Source organism: Actinoallomurus sp. NPDC052274, from assembly GCF_040679475.1.
GTDB lineage: Bacteria > Actinomycetota > Actinomycetes > Streptosporangiales > Streptosporangiaceae > Actinoallomurus > Actinoallomurus liliacearum.
The window spans coordinates 106,878-124,469 of the sequence record NZ_JBFAUT010000019.1; the positions used below are offsets into that span (position 1 = coordinate 106,878).

14 protein-coding genes are annotated in these 17,592 nt (G+C 71.7%); 8 read left to right on the forward strand and 6 right to left on the reverse strand.

Annotated elements, in window-relative coordinates; genetic code table 11:
• Positions 1 to 145 precede the first annotated feature (145 nt).
• The 6 genes from AB0K82_RS18545 to AB0K82_RS18570 all read left to right on the forward strand — a co-directional run bounded on the left by AB0K82_RS18545 (position 146) and on the right by AB0K82_RS18570 (position 8,061).
• On the forward strand, positions 146 to 1,144 hold the full coding sequence (locus AB0K82_RS18545) for an ABC transporter permease (protein WP_364398323.1): 999 nt from the start codon (positions 146 to 148) through the stop codon (positions 1,142 to 1,144).
• A gap of 46 nt (positions 1,145 to 1,190) precedes the next feature.
• Complete coding sequence (locus AB0K82_RS18550; protein WP_364398325.1) at positions 1,191 to 2,939, forward strand: ABC transporter substrate-binding protein; 1,749 nt, start codon at positions 1,191 to 1,193, stop codon at positions 2,937 to 2,939.
• Positions 2,940 to 3,018: 79 nt separating this feature from the next.
• Complete coding sequence (locus AB0K82_RS18555; RefSeq protein WP_364398327.1) at positions 3,019 to 4,032, forward strand: ABC transporter permease; 1,014 nt, start codon at positions 3,019 to 3,021, stop codon at positions 4,030 to 4,032.
• On the forward strand, positions 4,029 to 5,090 hold the full coding sequence (locus tag AB0K82_RS18560) for an ABC transporter ATP-binding protein (protein ID WP_364398329.1): 1,062 nt from the start codon (positions 4,029 to 4,031) through the stop codon (positions 5,088 to 5,090). The genes AB0K82_RS18555 and AB0K82_RS18560 overlap by 4 nt, the downstream gene beginning before the upstream one ends.
• A 91-nt stretch (positions 5,091 to 5,181) precedes the next feature.
• A complete protein-coding gene (locus AB0K82_RS18565; protein WP_364398331.1) occupies positions 5,182 to 6,267 on the forward strand; it encodes a dipeptide ABC transporter ATP-binding protein in 1,086 nt (361 codons plus the stop codon).
• A gap of 81 nt (positions 6,268 to 6,348) precedes the next feature.
• The gene (locus AB0K82_RS18570; protein WP_364398333.1) at positions 6,349 to 8,061 is read left to right on the forward strand and encodes an ABC transporter substrate-binding protein; all 1,713 of its coding nucleotides are present in this window, start codon (positions 6,349 to 6,351) and stop codon (positions 8,059 to 8,061) included.
• Positions 8,062 to 8,104: 43 nt separating this feature from the next.
• Here AB0K82_RS18570 and AB0K82_RS18575 read toward each other — a convergent pair whose 3' ends face one another.
• The 6 genes from AB0K82_RS18575 to AB0K82_RS18600 form a co-directional block, all read right to left on the reverse strand.
• A complete protein-coding gene (locus AB0K82_RS18575) occupies positions 8,105 to 10,606 on the reverse strand; it encodes an FtsX-like permease family protein (protein ID WP_364398335.1) in 2,502 nt (833 codons plus the stop codon).
• The gene (locus AB0K82_RS18580; RefSeq protein ID WP_364398337.1) at positions 10,606 to 11,376 is read right to left on the reverse strand and encodes an ABC transporter ATP-binding protein; all 771 of its coding nucleotides are present in this window, start codon (positions 11,374 to 11,376) and stop codon (positions 10,606 to 10,608) included. The genes AB0K82_RS18575 and AB0K82_RS18580 overlap by 1 nt, the downstream gene beginning before the upstream one ends.
• 209 nt (positions 11,377 to 11,585) lie before the next feature.
• Positions 11,586 to 12,263: a response regulator transcription factor gene (locus AB0K82_RS18585; RefSeq protein ID WP_364398339.1), complete on the reverse strand. Its 678-nt coding sequence runs from the start codon at positions 12,261 to 12,263 to the stop codon at positions 11,586 to 11,588.
• Entirely contained in the window at positions 12,264 to 13,445 is a 1,182-nt protein-coding gene (locus AB0K82_RS18590; protein WP_364398341.1) for a sensor histidine kinase, read from the reverse strand.
• 243 nt (positions 13,446 to 13,688) lie between these two features.
• Complete coding sequence (locus AB0K82_RS18595) at positions 13,689 to 14,318, reverse strand: exonuclease (RefSeq protein ID WP_364398343.1); 630 nt, start codon at positions 14,316 to 14,318, stop codon at positions 13,689 to 13,691.
• Between the two features lie 73 nt (positions 14,319 to 14,391).
• Positions 14,392 to 15,291, reverse strand: a complete 900-nt coding sequence (locus AB0K82_RS18600) for a PD-(D/E)XK nuclease family protein (protein ID WP_364398345.1) — start codon at positions 15,289 to 15,291, stop codon at positions 14,392 to 14,394.
• Between the two features lie 121 nt (positions 15,292 to 15,412).
• Here AB0K82_RS18600 and AB0K82_RS18605 point away from each other — a divergent pair, with 121 nt between their 5' ends.
• Positions 15,413 to 16,543: a site-2 protease family protein gene (locus AB0K82_RS18605; protein WP_364398347.1), complete on the forward strand. Its 1,131-nt coding sequence runs from the start codon at positions 15,413 to 15,415 to the stop codon at positions 16,541 to 16,543.
• Between the two features lie 9 nt (positions 16,544 to 16,552).
• Entirely contained in the window at positions 16,553 to 17,494 is a 942-nt protein-coding gene (locus tag AB0K82_RS18610) for a tRNA (adenine-N1)-methyltransferase (protein WP_364398349.1), read from the forward strand.
• The last annotated feature ends 98 nt before the right edge of the window (positions 17,495 to 17,592 follow it).

Sequence of the window (17,592 nt, forward strand, 5' to 3'; positions counted from 1 at the left end):
CTAGCGCCAGCCTGCTCACGGGCGTGAGAGTCATCCCGGAGGGGATACGGTCCCTCTCCGACGGGCCGAAACCACGGGAGTCCACAGGTGGACTTCTGGGTGGCCCGTGGATGAACAACGCGGCCCAACGTGGGAGGTACCTGTCGTGACCGCACCGATCGAGGTCACCGGGTCGGAGCTCGAGGCCAGGCCCGATGCCGTCCTCGGCGGCGCGCGAAAGATCGAGGGACGCTCCCTCGGTCAGATCGCGCTCATGCGCCTGCGGCGCGACAAGCTCGCGATGGGCGGCGGCATCGTGGTGCTGCTGCTGATCCTGGTGGCGATCTTCGCTCCGTTCCTGAGCGACTGGTTCGGGCACCCGCCGAGCGAGTTCCACCAGGACCTGATCGACCCGAACCTGCAGCGCCCGCTGCACGGCCCCTGGCACTCGGGGATCAGCGGGAAGTTCCCCCTCGGCATCGAGCCGACCAACGGCCGGGACATCTTCAGCCGCATCGTGTACGGCGCCCGGATCTCGCTGCTGATCGCCTTCCTGGCGACGCTGCTGTCCGTGGTGATCGGCACCGTCCTCGGCATGATCGCCGGCTACTTCGGCGGCTGGGTCGACACCCTGATCGCCCGGGCGATGGACGTCTTCCTGGCCTTCCCGATCCTGCTGTTCGCGATCGCGCTGGGCGGCGTCGTCCAGGGCAAGGCGTTCGGGCTCTCCGGCAACGGCCTGCGCATCGCCCTGCTGATCTTCATCATCGGCTTCTTCAACTGGGCCTACATCGGCCGGATCATCCGCGGGCAGACGCTCACGCTGCGGGAGCGGGAGTTCGTCGACGCCGCGCGGGCGATGGGCGCGCGCGCCCCGTACATCCTCTTCCGCGAGCTCCTGCCGAACCTCGTCGCCCCCATCCTGGTCTACTCCACCCTGCTGATCCCGACGAACATCCTGTTCGAGGCGGCGCTGTCCTACCTCGGTGTGGGGGTCAGCGAGCCCACCCCGACCTGGGGCGGCATGCTCTCCCAGGCGGTCCCGATCTACTCGGTCGACCCCTGGTTCATGGTGGTGCCCGGTCTGGCGATCTTCGTGACGGTGCTCGCGTTCAACCTGTTCGGCGACGGCCTCCGCGACGCGCTCGCCCCGCGGGCCCGCTGACCACACGCCTTCTCCAAGAAACCCCCACAAGGAGGAACGTAGCCAAATGAGGAGATCAATACCTCTCGTCGCGACAGGGCTCGCGGCGACCCTCGCCCTGGCCGCCTGTGGCGGCGGGAGCGGCGGTTCGGGCGGCAGCGGCGGTGACGGCACGTTCAACGCCGCGCTGACCAAGCCCGTGAACCCGTCGACCAAGACCGGCGGCACCCTGCGCCTGGCCAACTCGGGTGACTGGGACAACGTCGACCCGGCCGACACGTACTACGCCTACTCGTGGGACTTCGCCCGGCTCTACGGCCGGACGCTGATGATGTTCAAGTCCGTGCCGGGCAAGGAGGGCACGGAGCTGACCCCCGACCTCGCGCAGGGCCCGGGCCAGCACAGCGCGGACCTGAAGACCTGGACGTACAAGCTCAAGCCGGGCATCAAGTACGAGGACGGCACCCCGGTCCGGGCGCAGGACGTCAAGTACGACATCGAGCGGACGCTCGACAAGAAGACGTTCCCGCAAGGGCCGACCTACTTCAACGACTACCTCGACCTGCAGGGCTACACCTCGCCCTACAACGACAAGACCCCCGGCAAGCTGGGGCTCAAGGCCGTCGAGACGCCGGACGACCAGACGATCATCTTCCACCTGAAGAAGCCGTTCGCCGCGTTCGACTACTTCGCGATGCTGCCCGCGACCATGCCGGTCCCGCCGGCGAAGGACACGGGCGCCAACTACAAGATGCACGTCGTCGCCACCGGTCCGTACAAGTTCGAGAACTACACGCCGGGCAAGTCGATGACGCTGGTCCGCAACACCAACTGGGACCCCGCCACCGACCCGAACCGCAAGCAGCTGCCCGACCGGATCGAGGTGCAGCTCGGCATCAACGCCGACGACCTCGACAACCGCCTCATAAACGGGTCGCTTGACAGCGACGTCGTGGGCACCGGCGTTCAGGCGGCCGCCGCCGCCAAGATCCAGCAGCAGGCGCGCCTGAAGAAGAACGCCGACGCCGCTCCGACGGCCCGCCTCTGGTACACCGCCATCTCCGGCGATGTCGCGCCGTTCGACAACATTCACTGCCGCCGCGCGGTGGAGTACGCGGCCGACAAGCAGGCCATGCAGACCGCCTTCGGCGGCCCGCTGTCCGGCGGTGACATCGCCACGCACCTGATGATGCCGATGCTCCCCGGCAGCAAGGACATCAACCCCTACCCGTCCGGTGCGGGCAACCACGGCGACATCGCCAAGGCCAAGCAGGAACTGGCGGCCTGCGGCAAGCCCAACGGCTTCAAGACGGTGATCACGGCCCGCACCGAGCGGACCAAGGAGGTCAACGGCGCGCTGGCCCTGCAGCAGAGCCTCGCCAAGGTCGGCATCCAGGCGGAGATCAAGAAGTTCCCGCAGGGCGACTACTTCAAGCTGTACGCCGGCAAGCCGGAGTACGTGAAGAAGAACGGCCTCGGCCTGATCATGATGGCGTGGGGCGCGGACTGGCCGGAGGGCTTCGGCTACCTGTCGCAGATCGTCGACAGCCGCGTCATCCGCGACGCCGGCAACACGAACCTCGGCGTCAAGGACCCCGAGGTCGACAAGCTGGTCGACAAGGCCGCGACGACCGCCGACGCGACCGCCCGCAACGACCTGTGGGCGCAGATCGACGCCAAGGTCATGGACGACGCGTACATCATGCCGTTCCTCAACGTGAAGGGCCTGCTGTACCGCCCGCCGGGCGTGAAGAACGTCTTCGTGAACCAGGGCCTCAACGGCCTGTACGACTACGCCCAGATGGGCGTGAAGTAACCTCCGCTCCCTAGAAGGCAGGTGAAGGCCGTCGGTGGCCGGCGGGCGACCCGCCCGCCGGCCACCGTGGCCGGGCACTGTGGTCACATTCCTCATCCGGCGTCTGATCGCCGCGATCGCGCTGCTCGTCATCGTCAGCATGGTGACGTTCGCGATCTTCTTCCTCGTCCCGAGGCTGACGGGGGCCACCACCGCGGATCTCGCCTCGCGGTACGTCGGCAAGAGCGCCGGACCGCAGGCGATCCACGAGGTCGAGGTACGGCTCGGGCTGGACAAGCCGATCGCGATCCAGTACTGGAACTTCGTCAAGGGCATCGTCCTCGGCGCCCACTACGACTTCGGACCCTCGAAGGTCTACTGCGGGCCACCGTGCTTCGGCTACTCCTTCATCAACCAGACGCCGGTCTGGCCCGACCTGCTCGACCGGGCCCCGGTCACCCTCTCGCTCGCGGCGGGCGCCGCGGTCATCTGGGTGCTGTTCGGCGTCGCGGCCGGCGTGGTGTCCGCGCTGAAGCGGGGCACGGCCGTCGACCGCGTCTCGATGGGCATCGCGCTGGCCGGCGTCTCACTGCCCATCTTCTTCACCGGCCTGGTGTCGCTGGCCATCTTCCGCGACAACCTGAACTGGTTCCCCAACGCCGGAACCTACGTCGGACTGACCCAGAACCCGCTCCAGTGGGCGTCGGCCCTGGTTCTGCCCTGGGTCACCCTCGCCTTCCTCCAGGCGGCCCTGTACGCCCGGCTGACCCGGGCGGGCATGCTGGAGACGATGGGCGAGGACTACATCCGGACGGCGCGCGCCAAGGGCCTGCCCGAACGCACCGTCATCGTCCGGCACGCCCTGCGGTCCACGCTCACCCCGGTGCTCACGATCTTCGGTCTGGACCTGGGCATCCTGCTGGGCGGGGCGGTGCTCACCGAGAGCACCTTCTCCCTGCCGGGGCTGGGCAAGTTCGCCATCGACTCGATCAACAACAACGACCTTCCGCGCGTGCTCGGCGTGGTGATGATGGGCGCGTTCTTCATCGTGCTGTGCAACCTCGTCGTGGACATCCTGTACGCCGTGGTCGACCCGAGGGTGAGGCTGTCGTGACCGAGGACCAGACCGCGGGCCCGGCCGCCGCCACGGCGCCGAAGTCGTTCCTGGACGTCCGGGACCTGCGCATCCACTTCCCGACCGACGACGGGCTGGTCAAGTCCGTCGACGGACTGTCGTTCCAGCTCGACCGCGGCCACACGCTCGGCATCGTCGGGGAGTCCGGCTCGGGCAAGAGCGTGACGAGCCTCGGCCTGCTCGGCCTGCACAACCGCCGCAACGCACGGGTCTCCGGCGAGATCTGGCTGGACGGCCAGGAGGTCATCGGCTCCTCACCGGAGCAGGTGCGCCGCCTGCGCGGCCGGAAGATGGCGATGATCTTCCAGGACCCGCTGTCGTCGATGCACCCGCTGTACACGGTCGGCGCGCAGATCATCGAGGCGTACCGGATCCACAACGACGTCAGCAAGGAGGTCGCGCGCAAGCACGCGATCGACATGCTGGGCCGGGTCGGCATCCCGCAACCGGACCGGCGGGTCGACGACTACCCGCACCAGTTCTCCGGCGGCATGCGGCAGCGCGCGATGATCGCCATGGCGCTGTCCTGCGACCCCGAACTGCTCATCGCCGACGAGCCCACCACGGCGCTCGACGTGACGGTGCAGGCGCAGATCCTCGACCTGATCCGCGACCTGCAGGAGGAGTTCAACTCCGCCGTCATCATGATCACCCACGACCTGGGCGTGGTCGCGGAGCTGTCCGACGACATCCTCGTGATGTACGGCGGCCGGTGTGTGGAGTACGGCTCGGCCGAGGACATCTTCCACCGGCCCGAGCACCCCTACACCTGGGGCCTGCTCGGTTCGATGCCGCGCCTGGACCGCGACCGGTCCGAGCGGCTCCTGCCCATCAAGGGCTCCCCGCCCAGCCTCATCAACGTCCCGGTCGGCTGCGCGTTCAGTCCCCGCTGCGGGTACTCCGAGCTCAACGACGGCCGCAGCGAGACCGAGCGGCCAGAGCTCCGCGAGGTCGCTCCCGGCCACCGTGTCGCCTGCCACCTGGGCAGGGAGGACCGGCGCCGCATCTGGAACGAAGAGATCCGGCCGAAGCTGTGATCGAGGAGATCGTGGGGGACGGGCACGCCGCGCCGGCGCGTACCGTCGTCGAATGGCACCGGCCGAAGAGCCGGATCGAACTGGAGAGACAGTGACTACACCCGACAGCGAGGTCGTGGCGGACCAGCGGCCGGCCGGTGACGGCGACGCGCTGCTGGAGGTCCGCGGGCTCCGCAAGCACTTCCCGGTCACCCGCGGCGCGATCGTCAAGCGTCAGGTGGGCGCGGTCAAGGCGGTCGACGGGGTCGACTTCGCGGTGCGCGCGGGGGAGACGCTCGGCCTCGTCGGCGAGTCCGGCTGCGGCAAGACCACCACCGGTCGGATGATCACTCGGCTGCTGGAGCCGTCGGACGGGCAGATCATCTTCGCGGGCCAGGACATCACCCACGTGTCCCAGGCCAGGATGCGGCCGCTGCGGCGCGATCTCCAGATGATCTTCCAGGACCCGTACTCCTCGCTGAACCCCCGCAAGACCGTCGGGTCGATCATCGGGGCGCCGTTCCGGCTGCAGGGCATCGCGACCGAGAGCGGCGTCAAGCGGGCCGTGCAGGACCTGCTCGAGGTCGTCGGGCTCAACCCCGAGCACTACAACCGCTACCCGCACGAGTTCTCCGGCGGGCAGCGCCAGCGCATCGGCATCGCCCGCACCCTCGCACTGCGGCCCAAGCTCATCGTCGCGGACGAGCCGGTCTCCGCGCTGGACGTGTCGATCCAGGCCCAGGTCGTCAACCTCCTCGAGGACCTGCAGGAGGAGTTCAACCTCACCTACGTCGTCATCGCGCACGACCTGTCGGTGGTGCGCCACATCTCCGACCGCGTCGGCGTGATGTACCTCGGCAAGCTGGTCGAGCTGGCCGACAGCGCGGCGCTGTACAAGAGCCCGATGCACCCCTACACCGTGGCGCTGATGTCGGCGGTCCCGATCCCCGACCCGGCCAAGCGCAAGGGCCGCGAGCGCGTCCGGCTGCAGGGCGACGTCCCCAGCCCGCTGAACCCGCCGCCGGCCTGCCGTTTCCACACCCGCTGCTGGAAGGCCCAGGAGATCTGCGGCACGATCGAGCCGCCGCTGGTCGAGGTGCTTCCGGGCCACCGCGTCGCCTGTCACTTCCCGGAGAACGCCCCCGAGGGCGCCGGCGCCAAGGTGACCAAGGCGGCCGAGGAGGCCGGCCTCGCCTGACCGTCGGCCTGCCGCATCCGAGTGGCGGAGATCTCATGCGGCCGTTTGGTCCAATGATGCACTGACTGAAATAATTTACCGGTGAGAGGTAGATTCGCGGCCTGCGCCGTCCTTGTCGTGCTCGGTACCGCCGCCTGCGGCGGGCCGGCCACGGTGCGCCTCGACACGTCGTTCGATCAGGCGTCGTCCCGTGTCGTGTACCCGTCCACCGTGCGCGGGGGCACCCTGCGGCTGGCCGTCACGGACGCCCCGGTCTCCCTCGACCCCGGCGACGTCGGCCTGGCCTACGAGGCCGACCTCGCCCGCCTGTACGCGCGCTCCCTCGTCACCTACGCGGCGGCGCCCGGCTCGGCCGGGCTGCGGCTCGTCCCCGACCTGGCGGAGTCGCTCGGGCGGCCCAGCGACGGCGGCCGGACCTGGACGTACAGGCTGCGCCCCGGGATCACGTACGAGGACGGCACCCCGGTCCGGGCCCGCGACGTCAAGTACGCGGTCGCGCGCAGCTCCTACACCGCCCAGCTCACCCACGGGCCGCGCGACCTGCGTGAGGCCCTCGCCGGCAGGTACTGGGGCCCCTACCTCGACCGCGACCTCGACCACTTCACCGGCGTGACCACGCCCGACGACCACACGGTCGTGTTCCACCTGAAGCGGCCCGACTACGACTTCGACCAGCTCGCGGCCGGCCCGCAGACCGCCCCCGTGCCGCAGGCGAAGGACACCCGGACCGACTACGAGAAGCACCCGATGTCGACCGGGCCGTACCAGTTCGCCCGGCACGACGTCGGCAAGGGCTTCACGCTGGTGCGCAACCCGCACTGGCACGACGATCCGAACCGCGCGGCGCTGCCCGACCGCATCGAGGTGACCGAGAAGGTCGCCGCCGCAGACCTCGACGCGAGGCTGGGCTCGGGGGTCCTGGACGCCGACCTGGCCGGCGCCGGCGTCCAGCCCGCCACCCGGACCACGATCCTCGGCGCGCCCGCCGCGAAGGCCCGGGCCGACGACCCGACGACCGGGCTCGCGCACTACGCCGCGCTGTCCACCCGTGTCCGGCCGTTCGACAACGTCCACTGCCGGCGCGCCGTCCAGTACGCCGTCGACCGCACGGCGGTCCAGCGCGCCTACGGCGGCCCCACCGCGGGCGTGCCGGCCACCGGCGTCCTGCCGCCCACGGTCACCGGGTACCAGGCCGCCGACCCCTACCCGCGCGACCTCGCGCGAGCGCGGCAGGAGCTCGCGGCGTGCGGCCGCCCCAGCGGGTTCACCACGGGCCTCGCCGTGCGCGGGGACCGGCCCGGCGACGTCGCCGCCGCCCAGGCCCTGCGCCAGGCGCTCGCGGGGATCGGCGTCGACGCGCGGGTGACCGCCCTGTCGGCGTTCCAGTGGGGCAGCACGGCCGGTTCGCCCGCGTACGTGCACCGGCACGGGCTGGGCGTACTGATCGACTCCTGGGCCACGAACCGGCCCACCGGGTACGCCTTCCTGCGGCCCCTCACCGGCGCCGTCGCGAAGGTCAACAACCCGAACCTGATGGAGCTGCGGGACGCGCGGGTGAACCGGTTCCTCGCCCTGGGAGCGCGGACCCCCGACCCGACGCGCCGCGCGCAGCGGTGGACCGAGGCAGACCGCGCCGTCATGGCGACGGGGGCCTTCGTTCCGCTCCTGACCGAGAAGACCGTGCTGTACCGGCCGCCCGCGCTCGCGAACGCCTACGTCCACCCCGTCTACGGGATGTACGACTACGCCGCACTCGGCCTCCGGTCCAAGGCGCGGACGTCGGCGTCCCACTGACCGGCCGCGCGGGCCGGCCGGTCAGTGGGACGGTGCCGCCGGCCTACTCGAAGGCGATGGCCTTGAGCACGTCCATGCGGGAGGCGCGCCAGGCCGGCCACAGCGCCGCCAGGACGCCGATGACCGCGGCCAGCACGAGGTAGCCGATCAGGGTGGCGACCGGCACGCTCAGGACGTTCAGGCCCTGGCCGCGCAGCGCCCGCTGGAAGCCGATCCCGGCGACCACGCCGATGCCGATGCCGAGCACCGCGCCGAACGCCGCGATTAGCACCGACTCCAGGCGGATCATCCGCCGCGTCTGCCGGCGGCTCGTGCCGATCGCCCGGAGCAGCCCGATCTCCCGCGTCCGCTCGATCACCGACAGCGCGAGCGTGTTGATGATCCCCAGCGCGGCGATGACGATCGACAGGGCCAGCAGCGCGGTCAGCAGCAGCACGAACTGGTCGACGCCCCGCTGGACGCTCTTCTTCACGTCCGACCGGTCCTGCACCTTGAGGCCGGGATAGGCGCTCAGCGCCTGCTCGACGGCCTTCTTCGTGGCGGTGTCGGCCTTGGTGACGTTGACCATCAGGGCGACGCCCGTGGGGTGGTCCGTGTGCGCCAGGTAGGCCGGCAGCGCCAGCACCCGGGACCCGACCAGGGGGTTCCTGGCGTAAATCCCGGCGACCCGCACCGAGGCGGTGCTCCCGTCGGGGAAGCGGACGCCGGCCGTCGAACCCACCCGCAGCCCGTCCGAGGTCGCGGTCGGCCGGTCGACCAGGAGGCCGTCCCGGCCCAGGTCCGTCGAGCCCGACACCAGCGACAGCCGGGCGGCCCGCTCCAGGTCGGCGGGGCGGTCGGTGGCCACGAACGACCTCGTCCGGCCACCCGCCGCGAACCGGCCGGAGTACAGGGCCGTGACCTGCTCGACCCGCGGCGCGGCCCGTACCGCCCGCGCCGGCTCCGCCGGGCTGAAGACCCGTTCCGCCGCGGTGACCATGTAGTCGGCGGCGAAGCCCCGGTCGACCTGCCGGGAGATCGACGCCTTCGCCGACGCGCTCATCACGTTGATCCCGCTGACGAGGGCCAGCCCGATCATCAACGCGGACGCGGTGGCCGCCGTACGGCGCGGGTTGCGCAGGGCGTTCTGCGTCGCCAGGCGTCCCGGCGTCCGGAACAGCCGCGGGTAGGCGACGCCGAGCGCCCGCACGACCGGACGGGCGAGCACCGGCGCGAGCATCGCCACGCCCAGGAACACCAGGGCGAGGCCCACGCCCAGCAGCGCCGCGCCGGAGCCGCCGAGTCCGAGCCCGCCCAGGACCGCCCCCGCGGCGGTCACCAGTGACCCTGCCACGACCCGGATCCGCAGCGACCGCTGCGGCATCGCGACGTCGTCGCGCATCGCGGCGACCGGCGGGATCCTCGCCGCCCGGCGGGCGGGGAAGTAGGCGGCCACGACCGTGACGACCATGCCGACGACGTACGACCACAGGACCGGCTGGTAGGTGAACGCCAGCCCGCCGCCCAGGTCGGCGCCGAGCGCGTTGAACAGCGTCCGCAGCAGCACCGCCAGGCCCACGCCGGCGCCCAGCCCCACGGTCGAGCCGACGAGGCCGACGCCGACCGCCTCGCCGAGCACCGCGCGGGTGACCTGCCGGCGCGAGGCGCCGACCGCGCGCAGCAGCGCCAGTTCCCGGGACCGCTGGGCGACCAGCATCGAGAACGTGTTGAAGATGATGAACGCGCCGACGAAGATCGAGATGACCGCGAAGATCAGCAGGGCCGTCCGGATGAACGACATGATGGTCGCGACCTGGCTCTTGTTCTCCTCGCGCAGCTTCGCACCCGTGATCGCCTCGTAGTCCGGCGACGGGAGCGCCCGCTGGATCCGGTCGCGCAGCGCCGTCTCCGAGACGCCCTTTCGCGCCGCGACCGTGATGTCACTGAACCGGCCGGGTCGCAGCAGCAGTCGCTGCGCGGTGCCCTGGTCGAAGGCCGTGACGGTCGCGCCCATGAGACTGCCGGAGTCGACGGTCCCCACGACCGTCACCGACTGGGGCGGCCCCTGGATGACGACACGGGCCCGGTCCCCGACCTTCAGACCGGCCTTCTCCGCCGTCTGCCGGTCGATGGCGACCTCACCCGGACCGGCCGGGCCGCGCCCGGCCGTGATGGGAAGGTTCCGGTCGCCGGGGTCCCAGTCGACGCCCAGTTGCGGCGGTCCCGACCCACCGACCACCTTGCCGTCCTTGCCGACGACCGCGGCGAAGCCGGTCACCCCGCCGTGCGCCCGCGCCACGCCGGGCACCCGGCCGACCGTCGCGACCAGGGACGCGGGCAGCGTCGGCGCCGCCGCGCCGTCATCGGACTCGACGACCTTCTTCGGGCGGACCTCCACCGCGACGCCCCTGCCGGTCCGGGAGAACAGCCGGTCGAACTGCCGGCCCATCGTGTCGGTGAACACCAGCGTGCCGGCGACGAACGCCACACCCAGCACCACGGCGAACGCCGTCAGCGCCAGGCGGATCTTGTGCGCCACGAGGTTGCGCGCGGTGACCTTGAGCATCACCGGTAACCGGCCCCCGGCAGCTCGAAGCCCTTCATGCGCTCCAGCACCTTCTCGGCCGTCGGATCCTGCATCTGGTCCACCAGCCGCCCGTCGGCCAGGAACAGCACGAGGTCCGCGTAGGCGGCCGCCACCGGGTCGTGCGTCACCATGACGACCGTCTGCCCCATCTCCCGCACGGCGTTCCGCAGGAACGCCAGGACCTCGGCCCCGGACCGGGAGTCCAGGTTGCCGGTCGGCTCGTCCGCGAAGATGATCTCCGGGCGGCTCACCAGCGCGCGGGCGCACGCCACCCGTTGCTGCTGGCCGCCGGACAGCTCGCTCGGCCGGTGGGACAACCGGTCACGCAGCCCGATCGAGTCGACCACGGTGTCGAGCCACGCCTGGTCCGGCCGCCGGCCGGCGATGTCCAGCGGCAGGGTGATGTTCTCCAGCGCCGTCAGCGTCGGGACCAGGTTGAACGCCTGGAAGATGAAGCCGATCCGATCCCGCCGCAACCGGGTGAGCCGCTTGTCGTCCAGCCGGGTCAGGTCCACGTCGCCGACGAAGACCCGCCCCGAGTCCACCGAGTCCAGCCCCGCCATGCAGTGCATGAGCGTCGACTTGCCCGAGCCCGACGGCCCCATGATCGCGGTGAACCGGCCGGCGGGCAGATCCACCGAGATCTCGTTCAGCGCGACGACCTTCGCGTCACCCCGGCCGTACTCCTTGACGATCCGATCGGCGCGCGCGGCCGGTGCGACGGCGACGGGCCCGGGAGGCTCGGTCACGGGGGAGGGGATATCAGGCACGGAACAGTACTCCCTGCTCACATACGGTGCTTTGTCTCGCATGAGACTAAGACCCGAGGTGAGCGGTTTCGTCGGCCCAGCGAACGGAGGCCGGTTCCACCCGCAGACGGAGCGTCCGCGCCGTCTCCTCCTCCGGGAGGACACGGCCTTGGGGGTTTCCGGCAGATCCGGTGATCTGCCGGAAGGCCTCAGCTCTGGCCCGGCTGGGTGAGACCCGTCTCGTACGCGAAGACGACGGCCTGCACGCGGTCGCGCAGCCCGAGCTTGGCCAGGAGGTTGCCCACGTGCGTCTTCACGGTCGTCTCACTCACGACGAGCTCCGCCGCGATCTCCGCGTTGGACAGCCCGCGGGCGACGTGCCGCAGCACCTCCAGCTCCCGCTCGGTCAGCATCCGCAGCCCGCGCGGCGGCGCGGTCTCCCGCACGGCCGGCAGCCGCGTCGCGAACTTGTCCAGCAGCCGCCGCGTCACGCTCGGCGCGACGATCGCGTCGCCGTTCGCCACGATCCGGATCGCCGTCACCAGGTCCTCCGGCGGCGCGTCCTTCAGCAGGAACCCGCTGGCCCCCGCCCGCACCGCCTCGACGACGTACTCGTCCAGGTCGAACGTCGTCAGGATCAGCACCCGCGGATCGTGGGTCGCGGCGCCCTCCCGGACGATCCGGCGCGTCGCCTCGATCCCGTCCACACCCGGCATCCGGATGTCCATCAGGACCACCTCCGGCAGGAGCGTCCGCGTGAGCTCCACGGCCTGGGCGCCGTCGCCGGCCTCGCCCACCACCGCGATGTCCGGCTCACCCTCCAGGATGAGCCGGAAGCCCGTGCGCAGCAGCGGCTGATCGTCGACGAGGAGCACCCTGATCGTCACCTAGACCTCCAACGGGAAACGGGCGCGGACTTCGAACCCACCACCGGAACGCGGCCCGATCCGCAGATCGCCACCATAGAGGGCGACACGCTCACGCATGCCCACCAGCCCATGCCCACGGCTGCCGTCCTGGCCGAGCCCGGCCGCCAATCCCCGACCGTCATCCTCGACCTCCACCATGAGCTGCCGGTCCGTGTAGTGGATCCGCACCCAGGCGCGCGCCTGCGGACCCGCGTGCTTCAGCGTATTGGTCAGCGCCTCCTGGATCAGCCGGAACGCCGCCAGGTCCACGCCCGGCGACAGCGACCGGCTCTCACCCTCGATCCACAGCTGCACCTGCAGCCCAGTCTCCCGCAGGTGGTCGACCAACTCGCCCACCTCGCTCACCCCCGGCTGCGGGGACAGCTCACCGCGCACCGGCTCCGCCTCCGTCCGCAGCACCCCCACCAGCCGCCGCATCTCGCCCAGCGCCGTACGCCCCATCTGCTCGATGGTCGTGAGCGCGTCGCGTACGGCGTCCGGGTCGCGCTCCAGGATCCGCCGCGCCGCGCCGGCCTGGACGGTCATCACGCTGACGTGATGGGCGACCACGTCGTGCAGCTCCCGCGCGATCCGCGACCGCTCCTCCGTACGCGCCGCCCGCGCGTCGGCCTCCCGCGCCCGCTCCAGCCGCCGCGCCCGGGCCTCCAGCTCGTTCAGGTACGCCCGGCGCAGCCGCAGGCTCCGCCCCAGCCACCAGACGCCCACGAACAGGATCGTGTTGCTCACCGCCGGCCAGAAATCGGCGCCCACACCGGCCAGCAGCGCGATGAACACCAGCAGCGTCACCACGCCCACGGACAGGCTCGTCGCCAGCCCGCGATGCGCCGCGAGGGTGTAGGTGGCGATCAGCACGGCCACGGCGGGCGCCGACATGTCATAGCCCATCGCCGTCAGCAGCACGCAGACACCGACCATGAACGCCAGCACCGAGACGGGCAGCCGCCGCCGCATCGTGAGCGACAGCAGGGCCACGCCGCTGAGGCCCACGCTGAAGACGTCCGGCCCCTTGGGCGCGCCGTCGCCTCCCTGCAGCACCATCGCGGTGATGAAGGTCACCGTCAGCAGCACGGACATCAGCGCATCCGACGCGATCGGATGCGCCTCCAGCCACGCGCGGCGACCACGGATCAGCTCGGACACACCCACACGTTAGGGCGTGTGACCGTATGTGGTCCCCTCCTGCGCGTGGATCCCTTCTCCTCCTCCGGGAGGAGGGCGCCGTCCCGGGCGGCGGAGAGGTCCTCGGACCGGCCGACCCGGGCATCATCGCCCCGGACGGTGGGGAGGCTACGGCTCCGGGCGGCCGGGAGGCCGTCGCTTCGAGCCGCCGGGAGGCCATCGCCCCGGACGGCGGGGAGGCTACTGCTTCGGGCGGCCGGGAGGTCATCGGGCCGGGGCGCCGTCCCACGCCATCAGGTTCTGCAACAGCTCGGCCTGCTCGACCGCGTCGTCCAGCGCGTGGTGCGTGTGCCGCCGCCGGGACAGCAGATGACGCGGCATCCGCCCCTTCACCGACCGGGTCACCGTCTCCCCGGACCGGGCGGCGTACAGCGTCTTCAGGTCGAGGAAACGCGAGTGCCCGAACGGCGACCCCGTCTCGGCGAACCGTACGAAGTACCAGTACAGGAACATCCAGTCGAAGCCCAGCGGATACGCGGCGAACACCGGCTTGCCGCCCTCCGCGCGGCCGACCGCCTCGACCCACCGGGCCGCCGCCGACATGGCCGCCGCCGGATCACGGCCCTCCCGCAGCAGCCGCTCGCGGTCCAGGCCGCTGACCGCCAGCGCGGCCGCGTCGTACTCGTCACTGATCGGGCGCAACTCGGCGTAGAACGTCGCGGCCTCCGGGTCCCGACGCTCGAACGTCCGGCCGTCGTACGTCCCCGCCACCGCCAGCCCGAAACTGATCATGGAGTACGGGCCCGGGATCGGGCCGTCGGCCTCCACGTCGGCCGAGATGTACACGTCCGGGGCGGTCCCGCCCGCCGACCGCGGCGTCTCGTTCCGGCTCATATCAGCCGATCATGCCGGTCGCCGGACGCCCGGTCACCTCATTTTCCCGCCGCCCGCCAGGCGACGCCGGACCTCACACGTCGTCGCGCGGATCCCGCGGCGAGACCTCGTCCCGCGGCGTCCCCGTCCCGCCGCCCACCACCGGCAGCGGCGGCGGCTCCCCGCCGAACGACGGGCAGCGCTGCTGATGGTCGCACCAGTCGCACAGCCGGCTCTTGCGCGGCCGCCACTCGCCGGAGTCCATCGCCCGGCGGATCGCCTGCCACAGCGCGTCGACCTTCCGCTCGGTCGCGCGCAGATCCGCCTCGTCGGGGGAGTAGCGCAGGACCTCGCCGTTGCCGAGGTACATCAGCTGCAGCAACCGGGGCACCGTGCCGTGCAACCGCCACAGCACCAGCGCGTAGAACTTCATCTGGAACAGCGCCCGCGCCTCGAAGTCCGCCCGGGGCGCCTTGCCCGTCTTGTAGTCGACCACCCGGACCTCACCGGTCGGGGCGACGTCCAGCCGGTCGATGTAGCCGCGCAGCTGCAGGCCCGACTCCAGGACCGTCTCCACGTACAGCTCACGGTTCGCCGGCTCCAGCCGCCGCGGGTCCTCCAGCACGAAGTAACGCTCGACCATCGCCCGCGCCTCGGCCAGCCACTCCGCGCGCGCCGCCTCGACGTCCGCGCCGTCGAAGAGGTCCGCCAGCTCCGGCTCCTCCGCCAGCAGCCGCTCCCACTCCGGCCCCAGCAGCTCCAGCGCCGCCGCCGGCGTGCGCTCCGCCGCCGGGATGTCGAACAACCGCTCCAGCACCGCGTGCACGAGCGTGCCGCGCACGGCCGCCGGACTCGGCCGCTCGGGGATCCGGTCGATCACCCGGAAGCGGTACAGCAACGGGCACGTCATGAAATCGCCCGCCCGCGACGGGGACAACGTGCCGATCACGCTGGCGCCGCCGGAGGACGCCGCGCCGGTCTCGATGGCCGTCATGACCGCAACCCTAGGGGAGACCGGCGACAGAATCGCGCCGGAACATGCCCGCCGCCCCGGGCCGGGATCGGGTCCGACGCCCTTAGGTCCCCTTGACGGCCGGACGCGTAGCATTCCCCCCGTGGCAGACAGCACCCCCCGCGACCGCGGTCCCTCCCGCCGCCCGGGCATCCTCATGGGACGGCCGTTCGGCATACCGGTGTACGTCTCGCCGACCTGGTTCATCGTCGCGATCATCATCACCGTGATGTTCGAGCCCACCGCGCTGCGCATCGTCGACCGGCCGCAGAGCTTCCTCGTCGCCTTCCTGTACGCGGTGCTGCTCTACGCGTCCGTGCTGGTCCACGAGCTCAGCCACTCCGTCGTCGCCCGCGGGTTCGGCCTGCCCGTACGCGCCATCACCCTGCACGTCCTCGGCGGCGTCTCCGAGATCGAGCGAGAGCCGCGCACCCCCGGCCGCGAGTTCGCCGTCGCGGCCGCCGGTCCCGCGCTGTCCCTCGCGCTCGCCGGAGGCGGCTACGCCGTCCTCCACCTCGCGAGCCTGCCACCGGTCGCCGAACTCCTCGTCGAGGCGCTCACCGTCGCCAACCTCATCGTCGGCGTCTTCAACCTGCTGCCCGGCCTGCCTCTCGACGGCGGCCGCATCGTCCGCGCCGGCGTGTGGAAGCTCACCGGCCGCCAGCGCGCCGCCACCGTCACCGCCGGCTGGATCGGCCGCGCCGTCGCCATCGCCGTCCTCGCCCTCAGCGCCGCCATGTCCGTCACCGGCGACGACCGATGGCTCACGGTCCTGTGGGGCGCCCTCGTGGCGTCGTTCATCTGGATGGGCGCCACCGAGGCCATCCGGGTCGCCGAACTGCGCGAACGCATCCCGCTCCTGAACGCCCGCGCCCTCGCCCGCCGCGCCGTACGCGTCCCGCAGAACCTGCCCCTCGCCGAGGCCGTCCGCCGCGCCCGCGAGGCACGGGCGGGCGCCATCGTCGTCGTCGGGCACGAGGGCGACCCGCTCGGCATCGTCAGCGAGAGCGCCGTCAACGCCACCCCGGAGAACCGCCGTCCCTGGGTCGACACCGCCACCCTCACCCGCACCCTCGACCCCGGCCTCGTCCTGCCCGCCGACCTCTCCGGCGAAGACCTCCTGGCCGCCATCCAGCGCACCCCCGCCACCGAGTACCTCCTCGTCGAGCCGACCGGGGAGCTGTACGGCGTGCTCGCCGCCGAGGACGTCAGCCGGACCGTCGCGAGGCCGTAGCCTTAGAACATGACCGAACCCTCCACCGCCGGTTCCCGCATGCCCAAGGTCCCGCACGGGCCGTTCCGCCCCGGCGACCGGGTTCAGCTCACCGACCCCAAGGGCCGCATCAACACCGTCACCCTGCAGCCCGGCAAGGTCTACCACAGCCACAAGGGCTCCATCCCGCACGACGAGATCATCGGCAGCCCCGAAGGCAGCGTCTTCCGGTCCTCCGGCGGCACCGAGTACCTCGCCTTCCGCCCCCTCCTCGCCGACCACACCCTCCGCATGCCGCGCGGCGCGGCCGTCGTCTACCCCAAGGACGCCGCCCAGATCCTCGCCGCCGCCGACATCTTCCCCGGCGCGCGCGTCGTCGAGGCCGGCGCCGGGTCCGGCGCGCTCAGCTGCTGGCTCCTGCGCGCCGTCGGCGAGCACGGCACCGTCTCCTCCTACGAGCGCCGGGAGGACTTCGCCGAGATCGCCCGCGCCAACGTCGAGGGCTACTTCGGCGGCCCGCACCCCGCCTGGCGGCTGACCGTCGGCTCCCTCGAGGACGCCCTCACCGACACCGACGTCGACCGCGTCGTCCTCGACATGCTCGCCCCCTGGGAATGCCTCGACGCCGTCGCCAAGGCCCTCGTCCCCGGCGGCATGGTCTGCGCCTACGTCGCCACCACCACCCAGCTGTCCCGCGTCGTCGAGGCGCTGCGCGAGCACGGCAACTTCGCCGAGCCGTACGCCTTCGAGACCCTCGTGCGCTCCTGGCACGTCGAAGGCCTCGCCGTCCGGCCCGACCACCGCATGGTCGGCCACACCGGCTTCCTCGCCACCGCCCGCCGGCTCGCCGACGGCGTACGCCCCCCGGCACGGCGCCGCCGCCCCGCCAAGGGCGCCCACGGCGAGACGGCCGAGACGACCGAGACGACCCCCCGGGAACCGGCCGCCGAAGCCGATCTGTCCGGAGAGTGACGAGAATCTCTCCACCCCGCCCGGCCCCGTCCGGACGCCAGAACTTGCGCCGTCAAGCCCCGGCAGCGATCTTTTTGCCCAGGACCGGGGGGTTCCGC

Excerpts from the sequence above, each read along its gene's own strand:
- AB0K82_RS18550 (WP_364398325.1), top strand. The coding sequence starts at position 1,191 with ATGAGGAGATCAATACCTCTCGTCGCGACAGGGCTCGCGGCGACCCTC.
- AB0K82_RS18610 (WP_364398349.1), top strand. The coding sequence starts at position 16,553 with ATGACCGAACCCTCCACCGCCGGTTCCCGCATGCCCAAGGTCCCGCAC.
- AB0K82_RS18575 (WP_364398335.1), bottom strand. The coding sequence starts at position 10,606 with ATGCTCAAGGTCACCGCGCGCAACCTCGTGGCGCACAAGATCCGCCTG.
- AB0K82_RS18595 (WP_364398343.1), bottom strand. The coding sequence starts at position 14,318 with ATGAGCCGGAACGAGACGCCGCGGTCGGCGGGCGGGACCGCCCCGGAC.
- AB0K82_RS18600 (WP_364398345.1), bottom strand. The coding sequence starts at position 15,291 with ATGACGGCCATCGAGACCGGCGCGGCGTCCTCCGGCGGCGCCAGCGTG.